Below are 12,076 nucleotides of genomic sequence, written 5' to 3' on the forward strand. Positions count from 1 at the left end.
GTCCCTTTTATGGTCTATGGACCGGACCATATACCAAGGAGACCACATGCTCAGCGGGGAGGCTCTGGACGACGCGGTCGACGCCCTGGCGGAGGACGCGTTCGTCTTCCTCGAGCGGCTCGTGGCGGCACCGAGCACCGTCGGGCGGGAGTCCGCGGCCTGCGACGTGTTCGCGGCGGAGCTCGCCGCCTCCGGGTTCGACGTCGAGCGGCTGCCGATCCCGGAGGAGATCGTCTCCGACTCCCTCGCCGGGGTGGGCCAGCTGTCCTACTCGGGCCGTGCCAACGTTCTCGGGACCCGGGGCGGGGAAGACGGCCGCTCCCTCCTGATGAACGGCCACCTCGACGTCGTGCCGGCCGACACCCCCGAGCTGTGGGCCAGCCCCCCGTTCCGGCCGGAGCGCCGCGACGGGCGGCTCTACGGCCGGGGCGCGGGCGACATGAAGTGCGGGTTCGCCATGGGCCTGCTGGCCGTACGGGCACTCGACCAGGTGGCGCCCGGATTCGACACGGGCCGCCTGACGTTCCTCGGCGCCATCGAGGAGGAGTGCACCGGGAACGGCACCCTTTCCGCCGCGAGGGCCGGGGTCCTCGCCGACGCCGCCGTCGTGCTCGAACCCACCGACCTCGGCATCCTCACCGGCGGAGTCGGCGTGCTCTGGCTCGACGTGCGGGTGACCGGCCGAGCCGCGCACGCCCAGTCGGCGCATCTGGCCGTCAACCCGGTCGACCTGTGTCTGGTCCTCGCCCGGGGGCTGCGGGACTGGTGCGACGGGCTGCCCGAGGAGGTGCCCGACGAGGCGTTCGCCGAGCTCGGCAGCCCGTACAACGTGAACCTCGGTCAGATCTCCGCCGGCGACTGGCCCTCCAGCGTGCCGACCAGCGCGCTGGTGCGGCTGCGCGTGGGCTTCCCCCGGGGCTGGTCTCCCGACGAGGCCGAGCGGCGGGTCCGCGCCGCCGTCGACGACATCGTGGCCCGCGACGGCCGCTTCCCGTCGGCGCCGCAGGTCACGGCCACCGGGTTCCGGGCGGCCGCGTACGCCCTCCCCGGCGGCCACCCGCTGTCGGCGGCGATGGCGCGGGCGCACCGCGAGGTCCACGGCGCCGACCCGCGCACGTTCGTCCTCGGCGCCACCACCGACGCCCGGTTCTACGTGAACGACTTCGGCGTCCCCGCGCTCTGCTACGGCCCGCAGGCGTACGACATGCACGGGGTCGACGAGAGCGTCGACCTGCGGAGCATCGTGGACGGCGCCAAGGTGCTCGCGAGGTTCGTCCACCGATGGTTCCAGCCGGAGCGCCGGGGATGAGCGAGATCTTCGAGACGCCGCTGCTGAACGAGCTGCAGCGCGACAACACCGACCCGCTGGCCCAGCCCATCGTGGTGCGCAACGCGCCGGAGCAGATCGTGGAGCGCCTCGTCACCGCGGTCGCGCTGGGCGTGTACGTGCCCGGCCAGGCGCTTCCCCCCGAGCGCGAGCTCGCCACGCTGCTCGGCGTCTCGCGCCAGACCGTACGGGAGGCCCTGCGCCGGATGACGGAGAGCGGCTACATCGAGCAGCGCCGCGGGCGCAACGGCGGGTCGTTCGTGCTGGAGGGCTGGCGGCCGTCCTCGGCCGACCTCATCCGGCGCCACCTGCTGCCGAACTGGTCGCGCTTCGAGGCGCTGTTCGACGCGCGGCAGCTTCTGGAGCCCGTGATCGCGGCGACCGCCGCCCGCCGCCGCGACGACGGCGACGTGGCGTCCCTCTCCCAGGCCCTCGTCGACTACCGCGAGGCCACCGACCGCGAGCAGTCCCACGTCGCCGACGAGCGGGTGCACCGGGCGGTGGCCGAGTCGACGCACAACCCGGTGCTGGTCGGCCTGAGCGCGCAGATCCGCACGAGGATCAGCCTCGATCTGGGCGCGGAGCCGTACACGCCGGAGATCCGCCGCGTCGCCGCCGTCCAGCACGGACAGCTCGCAGAGGCCGTCATCGAGCAGGACCCCGAGCGTGCCTCGGCGATCGCCCTGGAGCACTTCGGCCTCACCGAGCGGGTCGTACGCGACCTGGTGGCGCGGGTCGGCGAGGCGGCCACGACGGAGGCCGGCGGATGAACCCGCGACTGCGCTTCGTGCTCCGGCGGCTCGCACTGACGGTCCCCGTGCTGCTCGTCATGAGCGTCTTCATCTTCCTCATCATCCGGCTGGTGCCGGGCGATCCCGTGCGGACCATGCTGGGCTTCCGGGCCACCCCGGCGAGCGTGGCGCAGGTCAGGGGTCAGCTGCACCTCGACGACCCTCTGTGGCAGCAGTACCGCGACTGGATCACCGGCGTCCTGCACGGCAGCTTCGGCCAGGACTTCGTGAGCAAGGCGCCGCTCAGCGAGCTGCTGGCGCAGCGGATCCCGGTGACGCTGGAGCTCACGCTGCTGGCGATGCTGCTGGCCGTGGCCGCCGGGGTGCCGCTCGGAGTGCGCGCGGCGGTCGGAGGGCGGTGGGCGCGCCGCCTGACCGAGGGGTTCGTCGTGTTCGGCATCAGCGTCCCCGACTTCTGGCTCGGCATCATGCTCGTGCTGCTGTTCGCCGGCACGATGACGTGGCTGCCCCCTTCGGGATACGTGGCCTTCACCGCCGACCCCGGCGGCAACCTCCAGTACATGATCCTTCCGGTTCTCACGCTGGCGGTCGCGGAGACGGCGTACATCATCCGGACGACCCGCGGTTCAATGCTGGGCGTGATGGGCCGTCCGTTCATCACCTATCTCAGGGCCAAGGGCACTCCGGAACGCTCCATCGTGTACGGCCACGCGCTGCGCAACGCGGCGGCCCCCATCGCCACGGTCGTCGGCATCCAGTTCGGCGTCCTGCTCGGCGGCGCGATCGTCGTGGAGACGCTGTTCGCGCTGCCCGGGGTGGGCCGCCTGATCGTCACGGCCATCAACCAGCGCAACTATCCGGTGGTCCAGGCGGGGCTGTTCGTGGTGGCCACGCTGTTCATCCTGGTCAGCCTGCTGACCGACCTCGTCGTCGGGTTCATCGACCCGCGGGTCTCCGACAAGGGACAGTCATGAGGGGACAGTCATGAGCGCGACCACGGGGTCGGTCGTACGCCGGAGCCGGTCGGCCGTCGCGGCGCTGCCGCGTTCGGCGCGGGCGGGCGCCCTCATCCTGCTGGCCCTGGCGGTCGTGGCCGTCCTGGCGCCGCTGCTGGCCCCGCACGATCCGAACGCCATCGACTCCGCACGCGTCCTCGGCGCGCCCGATCTGGCGCATCCCTTCGGATCGGACGCTCTGGGCAGGGATGTGCTCAGCCGCACCATCTACGCCTTCAGGACCAGCCTGTCGATCGTCTTCGGGGCCGTGGCCGTCGCCTCCGTCGTCGCTCTGCCGCTGGGGACGCTGGCCGGCTACTTCGGCGGCTGGGTGGACCAGGTCATCTCACGTCCGCTGGACATGCTGCTCGTGCTGCCCGCGCTTCTTCTGGCGATCAGCCTCATCGCCATCGTCGGCCCGGGCAGCCTCGTGGCGGCGCTGGCGATCGCGCTGATCTACCTGCCGATCCTGGCGCGGGTGCAGCGCGCGTCGTCCCTGGTCGTCTCGCAGGCGGGTTTCGTCGAGGGCGGCAGGGCCCGGGGCTGGTCGTCCTTCGCGGTGCTGCGGCGTCACGTCGTGCCGAACGCGCTCGGGCCCCTGCTGGTCCAGGCGGCGATCCTGGCCGGATTCGCGGTGCAGATCGAGGCGGCGCTGAGCTTCCTCGGCCTGGGCACGCAGCCGCCGACCGCGTCGCTCGGGCTCATGCTCTCCGACGGCCGGGACGTGCTCACCCAGGCGCCCTGGGTGGAGATCTTCCCCGGGCTGGCCATCGCGCTCATCGTCTTGGCCTTCAATCTGCTCGGTGACGGGCTGCGCCGCCACCTCGACCCACAGGGGGTGGTCTCGTGAGCGGGGCCGTGCTGGAGCTCGACGACCTGACCGTACGGATCCCGGTGGGAGGCGGCCGGTGGGTGGAGGCCGTCGGCGGGGTCACGCTGGCGGTCGGCGCGTCCGAGATCGTCGGCCTGGTCGGCGAGTCGGGATGCGGGAAGTCGACGCTCGGCGGCGCCGTCATGGGCCTGCTGCCCGTGGGATCGCGGGTCGGCGGGCAGGTGCTGCTGCGGGGCTACGACCTGCGGGGCCTCGGCGAGGAGGGCTACCGGAAGATCCGGGGCGACGACATCGCCCTGGTCAGCCAGGACCCGTCGGCCAGCCTCGACCCGACGTACCCCGTTGGAGCCCAGGTCGCCGAGGCGATACGCAACCACCGCGACGTGAGCCGCCGGACGGCGCGCGAACGCGCCGTCGATCTGCTCCGCCTCGTCGGGATCCCCGATCCGCGCGCCAGGTACGCCGACCCGCCGCACCGTTTCTCCGGCGGCATGAAGCAGCGTGTGGTGATCGCCGCCGCGCTGGCCAACGACCCGGCGGTGCTGATCGCCGACGAGCCGACCACCGCGCTGGACGTGACCATCCAGGCCCAGATCCTCCACCTGCTGCGGGACCTCACCGTGCGGACCGGCACGGGAGTGCTGCTGATCACCCATGACCTCGGCGTCGTCGCCCAGGTCTGCGACCGGGTCGCCGTCATGTACGCGGGGCAGGTGGTCGAGCAGGGGACGGTCCGCGAGGTCTTCGCCCGTCCGCTGCACCCCTACACCCGCGCGCTGCTCGACTCCCAGCCGGCCGCCCACCACCGGAGCGGCGACCTGCCCGTCATCCCCGGCCGGGTGCCCGACCTCACCGATCCGCCGGCCGGCTGCCGGTTCGCCCAGCGTTGCGCTCAGGCGCACGACCGCTGCGCCACGGCCCCACCCGAGGTCCGTACGGCGAGCGGCGGGCGGGTCGCCTGCTGGCTGCACCCTGCTCCGGCCACCGCCGAGGAGACGCGATGACGGCCCTGCTCGACGTGCGCGGGCTCGTCGTCACCTTCCCCGCCCCCGGATCGGGGCTGCGCCGCCGGCGCGTGCACGCCCTGTCCGGCGTCGACCTCACCGTACGGCGCGGCCAGACGCACGGGCTGGTCGGCGAGTCGGGCAGCGGGAAGAGCACGCTGGCCCGCTGCGTCCTCGGGCTGCAACAGCCGGACGAGGGGTCGGTCGTCTTCGACGGCACGGAGATCGTCGGGCTTCGCGGACGGGCGCTGCGCGAGATTCGCAGGCGGATCCAGCCGGTCTTCCAGGATCCTCTGGGCAGCCTCGACCCCCGGTGGACGGTGGGCCGCAGCGTGCGCGAGTCGCTGGACGCGTTCGGCGTGGGGTCGCCCCTCGACCGCGACCGGCGGGTGTCGGAGCTGCTCGACCTGGTGGGGCTGTCACCGGACCACGCCGGCCGCAGCCCCGCGCAGCTGTCCGGCGGCCAGCGCCAGCGCGTGGGGATCGCCGCGGCGCTCGCCAGCGGCCCCGACCTCATCGTGGCCGACGAGCCGGTGAGCGCGCTGGACGTCAGCGTGCAGGCCCAGATCCTCAACCTGGTGGCCAGGCTCCAGCGCGACCTCGGCGTCGCCGTGCTGTTCGTCAGCCACGACCTCGGCGTCGTCGAGCACGTCAGCCAGGAGGTCAGCGTCATGTACCTCGGGGGCATCGTGGAGACCGGGGGGCGGGCGGAGCTGTTCGCCGACCCCGTCCACCCGTACACCCGGGCCCTGCTGGACGCGATCCCGGTGCCGGAGCCCGACGCCCGGCTGGTCCACGCGCCGCTGGCGGGCGACATCCCCAGCCCGATCGACCCTCCGTCCGGCTGCCGGTTCCATCCCCGCTGCCCGATGCGGGCCGACTCCTGCTCGCGAGAACGTCCCGCCCTGCTGCCCGTCGCGTCCCACCTCGCGGCCCACCACGTCGCCTGCCCCGTGGCCCTGGCGGCCAGACCGCAGGCCGGCCCCTCTCCCGCGCAGAACTGATCCGGAGGTCCCGTGTCCACCGCTCACGTCAACGGCATCACCATCAACTACGAGCTTGAGGGCGACGGCCCGGAAACGGTCGTGCTCGTCAACGGCCTGGCCGACGACCTGGAGACCTGGGCCTACCAGGTGCCCGCGCTGCTGGACGCCGGGCTGCGCGTGCTGCGTTTCGACAACCGCGGCATCGGCGCGTCGGACAAGCCGGCGGGGCCGTACACGTCCCGGCTGCTCGCCGACGACGCGAAGGCCCTCGTCGACCACCTGGGCCTGACGGGGATCCACCTGGCGGGCGTGTCGATGGGCGGCATGATCGCCCAGGAGTACGCCCTGGCGTACCCCGGCGACCTGAAGTCCCTGACCCTCGCCTGCACGTACGCGGCGCCGGGGCCGTTCTGCTCCCGGATGTTCTCCCTGTGGGCGGACATGGCCCTGGACATGGGCGTGCCGGCCGTCATGCGTGACGTCCTGCTGTGGGCCTTCACCGTGCCGTTCTTCGAGGAGCGCCCGGAGGAGGCGGCGGAGTACGACGCCGGGATGGCCCAGCTGAGCATGCCCGTCGAGGCGTACCTGGCCCAGCTCAACGTGATCCAGACGCACGACACCACCTCCCGGCTCGCGGAGATCACCGCTCCGACGCTCGTGGTCGCGGGCGAGGAGGACATCCTCATCCCGGTACGGCTGTCGCGGCGCCTGCACGAGGCCGTCCCGGACGCCCGGTGGGCGACCGTCCCCGGCGGTCACGCCTGCCTGTGGGAGACCCCCGAGCCCTTCAACACCACCCTCATCGACTTCGTCCGCGCGCACGCCGGCTGACCAGGAGATCTCCATGACCCTCAACTCCGGGCAGGGCCTGCCGCGGCGGTCCTTCCTCCAGCGCGCCGGCCTCCTCGGGCTGGCCGTGGCCGGGGCCGGCGGCGCGTCCGGGCTGCTGTCGGCCTGCTCCTCCAGCGCGTCCACGGGCACGGCGGGCGCGGCGTCCGGCGCGCCGAAGGCGGGAGGCGTGCTGAAGGCCGCGCTCACCGGCGAGCCCGACAGCCTCGACCCGGCGGTGTCCTCCGTCTACACCGGCGCCCAGGTGTACGACGGCATCTTCAGCAAGCTCGTCGACCTCGCCCCTGACGGGACGGTCATCCCCCGGCTGGCCACCAAGTGGACGCCCAAGGACGACAAGACGTGGACCTTCGACCTCGTCGACAACGCGTACTTCCACAACGGTGAGAAGTTCACCGGCGCCGACGTGAAGTACACCTTCGAGCGGATCCTCGACCCCAAGACCGCCAGCGCGTACGCCCCGCTCTACGCGCCCATCGACGCCGTCGAGGTGGTCTCGCCCACCCAGGTGGTGTTCCACCTGAAGTCGTCGTTCGGGCCGTTCCTGACGAACCTCGCGAACAACGGCGAGATCGTCAACCAGAAGGCGATCGAGAGCAAGGACCCGGCCCGCAACCCCGTCGGCACCGGGCCCTTCCAGTTCGTCGAATGGGTACAGGGCGACCACATCACGCTGAAGAAGTGGGACAAGTACTTCCGCTCCGGGCGCCCGTACCTGGACGAGATCGACTTCCGCTTCCTGCTGGTCGACCAGAGCCGCGTCGACGCCCTGTCGGCCGGGGAGATCAACTGGGCCGACGCCGTGCCGTTGCAGCAGCTCCCCACGCTGAGCAAGGACCCCCGGTTCACCTACGAGACCAGCCCGGTGGCCGGCATCCCCGACTTCCTCGCGATGAACGTCGCCAAGGCGCCCTTCGACAAGAAGGAGGTGCGCCAGGCGATCGCCTGGGCCATCGACCGGAAGGCCATCCGGCAGATCGCCTACTTCGGGTCGGGCGAGGTCGGTGTGGAGGAGGTGCCCAGCGGTTCACCCTGGTTCGACGGGGCCGACCCGTACGCCGCCGGGCCCGACATCGCCAAGGCCAAGCAGCTGATGGCCGCCGCCGGCTACCCGGACGGCCTGACGATCCACTACCTCGGCCTGCCGCAGTATCCGGAGCTGCTGAAGACCGGTCAGATCGTGGCCGACCAGCTCAAGCAGATCGGCATCACGATGCAGATCGAACAGGTCGACGTCTCGGTGTGGTTCGACAGGTACTCCAAGGGCGACTACGAGATCACCAGCGCCTACCAGGAGCGGACGATCGACCCGGACAACTTCTACTCGCTGGTGGTGAAGACCGGCGGCTCGATCAACGCGATGAAGTACTCCAACCCGAAGGTCGACGCGCTCATCGACCAGGCGGCGTCGAGCACCGACACGGAGGCCCGCAAGAAGCTGTACGCCCAGATCCGCGCGATCGTGCGCGACGACAGCCCGCTGATCTTCGTCCACTACGAGACGCTCAACTACCTCATGCAGAAGACCGTGACCGGCTCCGTCGTCAACCCCACGCTGGAGCTCAACCTGGAGGACGTCGCCTCCGCCGGCTGACCCTCTCCTCGGCGGCCGGCCGGGTGGAGCGCCCCCCGGCCGGCGGCCCAGCCTGGCAGTGACACGACTACCTTGCGTACGGACATCCGCCGTAGCTTGTCAATATGGATCGCGACAGACCCCTTGGCGAGTTTCTCCGGGCAAGGCGCCAGGTCACGGCCGTCGACCAGATGGGGGTGCGGCAGCTCGGCCAGCGCCGTACGCCGGGTCTGCGTCGCGAGGAAGTGGCCATGCTGTCGGGTGTCAGCATCGACTACTACACCCGGCTGGAACAGGGAAGGGAACGCCGCCCCTCGGAGCAGGTCCTGGAGGCCCTGGCGCGGGCCTTGCGGCTCGACGCCGACGCCAGGGAGCACCTCTACGAGCTCGCGCACCCCCGTGCGGGCAGGCGGGGGCCCATTCGCGACGGGGGCGACCAGGTCAGCTCCACGGTGCTGCGGCTCGTGGACGGCTGGAAGTGCGCGTTCGCGGTGGTGGTCAACCGCCGGTTGGACGTACTCGCCCGGAACCGGCAGGCCGCCGCCTTCTTCCACGGAGTGGAGCACAACGACAACCTGCTGCGGCTCACCTTCCTCAACCCCGTGGCCCGGGAGCTCTACGTCGACTGGGACAAGGAGGCCCGCTTCAAGGTGGCCTACGTGCGCGCCAAGGCGGGGGCCGACCTGGAGGACCCGTCCCTCGTCGAGCTGGTGGAGGAGCTCTCCCACGGCAGCGAGGACTTCCGCCGGCTCTGGGCCCGCCACGAGGTCAGGGGCAACAGACGCAAGAGCCTGCGCCTGCACCACCCTGTCACCGGTGACATGACCCTCGACTTCGAGATCCTCAGCATCGACGCCGCCTCCGGCCTGTGCATCTTCGTGGGTGTGGCGGAGCCGGGCAGCCCGTCCGAGGACGCTCTGGCCAGGCTGGGCGACCTGATGACGGCGGACGGCCCGGCACGCCGGTGAGAACGCACGGAGAGTGAAAGCGCCCCCCGATGCGGGGAGCGCTTCCGTCGCGGTCGCCGTTATCCCAGGCCCACCTTGACGCCCCCGGAAAAGGCCGAGTCGTGCACGGGAATTCGTTTCCGGCCTTGGTCGCGGAGCCGAGCTTGGTGACTTTGAAGGCGAATTTGCCGTCCTTGACGACCGTGCCGATACCGGCCTCCTGAGCGGCTTTCGGCTTCTCACCCTGGCGGTTGCGGGGTGTATCCGGATGTTCGGGGCATCCGCCACACTGGCTCGCATGACAGCCCCCCAGGCGTTGGCGACGCCGGTCCTGGCCGCCCGCCGGCATCGTTTCGCCGCCGCCTTCATCGACGGTTTGATCTTCCTCGCCGCCACGTTCCTGACCGGGCTGCCGTTCGCGGCCGGGCAGGAAGGCACAGGCCAATCGCCCCTCATACGGATCGCCGCCCCCTATGGGGAGGGCTCCGGCTGGCCGATCCAGGTGGCGGCGTCCGTCGTGTTCGCCGCCTACTTCTGGGTGCAGCACGCTTTGTGGGGCCAGACGCCCGGCAAGCGCCTGTGCCATTTGAAGGTCATGTCCGGCTCGGCCGGACAGACGCCGGGAATGCGGCAGGCGGGCATACGTGCTCTGGTGCATCCGCTTCTGACGTCGGTTCCCTTTCTCGGAGTGCTCCTCAGCCTCGTCGACCTGCTGTGGATATTCGGCGACCGCCGGCGGCGATGCCTGCATGACGTCATCGCGGGAACGGTCGTGATCGACCTTCGCGACCGCGAGAGAAAAGGATCCGGTTTCCTGCTCGGCGTAGGGATTCTCGTCTCCCTCTTCGTCGCCTTCGTGCTGGTCGCCACACTGCTGGCGACGTGATGTCCGCCGTACGACGGAGGCCTGCGTAGCGAAGATCTCGGGCCGCACCGATGAGTTCGCGCCGGAGGGGCCGTTACATACGGCATGACACGACTTCTGCAGGACAAGAACGTCATCATCTACGGCGCCGGCGGTGGGATCGGCGGCGGCGTCGCCCGTACCTTCGCCCAGGAGGGCGCGCGGGTCTTCCTCACCGGGCGCACCCGTAAGCCGCTCGAGGCCGTCGCCGCCGACATCACGGCCGCCGGCGGGTTCGCCGAGGTGGCCGAGGTCGACGCGCTCGACGAGCGGGCCGTCGACGAGCATGCCCGGGCCGTCGTCTCCCAGGCGGGCAGCCTCGACGTCTCCTTCAACCTGATCACGCGAGGCGACGTGCAGGGCGACCCGCTGATCGAGATGCCGGCGGCGGCCCTGACGACCGCGGTCACGAACGGCCTGCTGACGAGCTTCATCACCGCCAGGGCCGCCGCCCGCCACATGGTCACCCAGGGGTCCGGCGTCATCCTGACCGTCACCAGCGGGTCGTCCCGCGGCGCCGCCCCGATGATGGGAAGCACCGGCCCCGCCGACGCGGCGGTGGAGACGTTCCTGCGGTACCTGGCCGCCGAGGTCGGGCCGAACGGCGTGCGCGTCGTCGGCCTGCACACGGCCGGGGTCGTCGAGACCATGACCCGGGAGAAGGTCGTCAAGGTCAACGAAGCGATGTCCGATTTCGACCCGGCGATGTTCGAGCAGATGATGGCCGGGATGACCATGCTGAAGCGGGCGCCCCGGCTGGCCCAGGTCGCCGACACCGCGGCGTTCCTGGCCTCCGACCGGGCCGCCGGGATCACCGGCACGATCGTCAACGTGACCTGTGGCCTGGTGGCGGGATAGGCGCGGCTGTCCTAGTGTTCGTGCGGTGCGGACAGCTCCCAGCAACACCGAAGAGGACGCGGTCGTCACGGCGGCCCTGGCCGGCGACGAGTCGGCGTTCGCGACCGTGGTCGAGCGCCACCGCCGGGAGCTGCACGTGCACTGCTACCGGATGCTCGGCTCCTTCGAGGAGGCCGAGGACCTCGTCCAGGAGACGTTCCTGCGTGCCTGGCGCAGGCGGGAGACGTTCGAGGGCGGCACGCTCTTCCGGGCCTGGCTGTACAAGATCGCGACCAACGCGTGCATCGACCATTCCCGGCACAGGGCGCGCTCCATCAGCTCCTTCGCGGACATCCCGTGGTTGCAGCCGTACCCGGACCGTCTGCTCGACCAGGTCGCGCCGAGCGACGCCGAGCCCGACGCGGTCGTGGTCGGCAGGGAGACGATCGAGCTCGCCTTCCTCGCGGTGATCCAGATGCTGCCGCCCAAGCAGCGCGCCGTCCTGATCCTGCGTGACGTGCTGGAGTGGCCGGCGGCCGAGACCGCCGGGGCCCTGGACATGACGGTGGCCTCGGCCAACAGCGCGCTGCAGCGGGCGCGCGCCACGGTCAGGGAGCAGCGCCCGGCGAGGCCCGCGACGCAGCCCAGCGAGGTGGAGCGTGACCTGCTGCGGCGCCTCATCGACGCGCACGAGAAGGCCGACGTCGCGGCCGCGGTCGCGCTGATGCGCGAGGACATCCGGATCACGATGCCGCCCCTGCCCATGCGCTTCGACGGGCTGGCCGCCGTCGAGTCGTTGCTCCAGGACGGCCTGAGCGGGCCGGGCCACTGGCTGCTCACGCCCACCCGCGCCAACCGCATGCCGGCGGCGGCCACCTACCTGCGTCCGTACGGCGAGACGGAGTTCAAGGCGTTCAAGCTCGACGTCCTGCGGATCGAGGACGGCGTCGTCGCGGAGATCACCACGTTCGGCCACAGCCTCTTCCCCCAGTTCGGCCTGCCGCCCGTTCACCCGGGCCATGAGGACGGCCTGACCGCCTCACAACCGTGACGTGAGGGGCGGATCCGGC

Annotated in this window: 12 protein-coding genes; all 12 read left to right on the plus strand. The window is 71.4% G+C overall.

Annotated features, from left to right (window positions below; translation table 11 throughout):
• The first annotated feature begins 46 nt into the window (after positions 1 to 46).
• Positions 47 to 1,309: a M20/M25/M40 family metallo-hydrolase gene (locus tag AB0B72_RS25710; protein WP_367741498.1), complete on the plus strand. Its 1,263-nt coding sequence runs from the start codon at positions 47 to 49 to the stop codon at positions 1,307 to 1,309.
• Positions 1,306 to 2,097, plus strand: coding sequence for a FadR/GntR family transcriptional regulator (locus tag AB0B72_RS25715; RefSeq protein ID WP_367741499.1), 792 nt, complete (start codon positions 1,306 to 1,308; stop codon positions 2,095 to 2,097). Before AB0B72_RS25710 ends, AB0B72_RS25715 begins: the two co-directional genes overlap by 4 nt.
• On the plus strand, positions 2,094 to 3,053 hold the full coding sequence (locus AB0B72_RS25720) for an ABC transporter permease (protein WP_367741501.1): 960 nt from the start codon (positions 2,094 to 2,096) through the stop codon (positions 3,051 to 3,053). The genes AB0B72_RS25715 and AB0B72_RS25720 overlap by 4 nt, the downstream gene beginning before the upstream one ends.
• 10 nt (positions 3,054 to 3,063) lie before the next feature.
• On the plus strand, positions 3,064 to 3,924 hold the full coding sequence (locus tag AB0B72_RS25725; RefSeq protein WP_367741502.1) for an ABC transporter permease: 861 nt from the start codon (positions 3,064 to 3,066) through the stop codon (positions 3,922 to 3,924).
• Positions 3,921 to 4,910, plus strand: a complete 990-nt coding sequence (locus AB0B72_RS25730; protein ID WP_367741503.1) for an ABC transporter ATP-binding protein — start codon at positions 3,921 to 3,923, stop codon at positions 4,908 to 4,910. The genes AB0B72_RS25725 and AB0B72_RS25730 overlap by 4 nt, the downstream gene beginning before the upstream one ends.
• Positions 4,907 to 5,914, plus strand: coding sequence for an ABC transporter ATP-binding protein (locus tag AB0B72_RS25735; RefSeq protein ID WP_367741504.1), 1,008 nt, complete (start codon positions 4,907 to 4,909; stop codon positions 5,912 to 5,914). Before AB0B72_RS25730 ends, AB0B72_RS25735 begins: the two co-directional genes overlap by 4 nt.
• Positions 5,915 to 5,926: 12 nt before the next feature.
• Positions 5,927 to 6,727 (plus strand): alpha/beta fold hydrolase, encoded by an 801-nt coding sequence (locus tag AB0B72_RS25740; RefSeq protein WP_367741505.1) that lies wholly within the window; start codon positions 5,927 to 5,929, stop codon positions 6,725 to 6,727.
• Between the two features lie 13 nt (positions 6,728 to 6,740).
• Positions 6,741 to 8,339, plus strand: a complete 1,599-nt coding sequence (locus tag AB0B72_RS25745; protein WP_367741506.1) for an ABC transporter substrate-binding protein — start codon at positions 6,741 to 6,743, stop codon at positions 8,337 to 8,339.
• Between the two features lie 104 nt (positions 8,340 to 8,443).
• Positions 8,444 to 9,286 (plus strand): helix-turn-helix transcriptional regulator, encoded by an 843-nt coding sequence (locus AB0B72_RS25750; RefSeq protein ID WP_367741507.1) that lies wholly within the window; start codon positions 8,444 to 8,446, stop codon positions 9,284 to 9,286.
• A gap of 295 nt (positions 9,287 to 9,581) precedes the next feature.
• On the plus strand, positions 9,582 to 10,151 hold the full coding sequence (locus tag AB0B72_RS25755; protein ID WP_367741508.1) for an RDD family protein: 570 nt from the start codon (positions 9,582 to 9,584) through the stop codon (positions 10,149 to 10,151).
• An 84-nt stretch (positions 10,152 to 10,235) separates the two neighbouring features.
• Complete coding sequence (locus AB0B72_RS25760) at positions 10,236 to 11,027, plus strand: SDR family NAD(P)-dependent oxidoreductase (protein ID WP_367741509.1); 792 nt, start codon at positions 10,236 to 10,238, stop codon at positions 11,025 to 11,027.
• A 25-nt stretch (positions 11,028 to 11,052) separates the two neighbouring features.
• Positions 11,053 to 12,057, plus strand: coding sequence for an RNA polymerase subunit sigma-70 (locus tag AB0B72_RS25765; protein ID WP_367741510.1), 1,005 nt, complete (start codon positions 11,053 to 11,055; stop codon positions 12,055 to 12,057).
• Positions 12,058 to 12,076 lie beyond the last annotated feature (19 nt).

It is taken from the genome of Microbispora sp. NPDC049125 (genome assembly GCF_040802045.1).
GTDB lineage: Bacteria > Actinomycetota > Actinomycetes > Streptosporangiales > Streptosporangiaceae > Microbispora.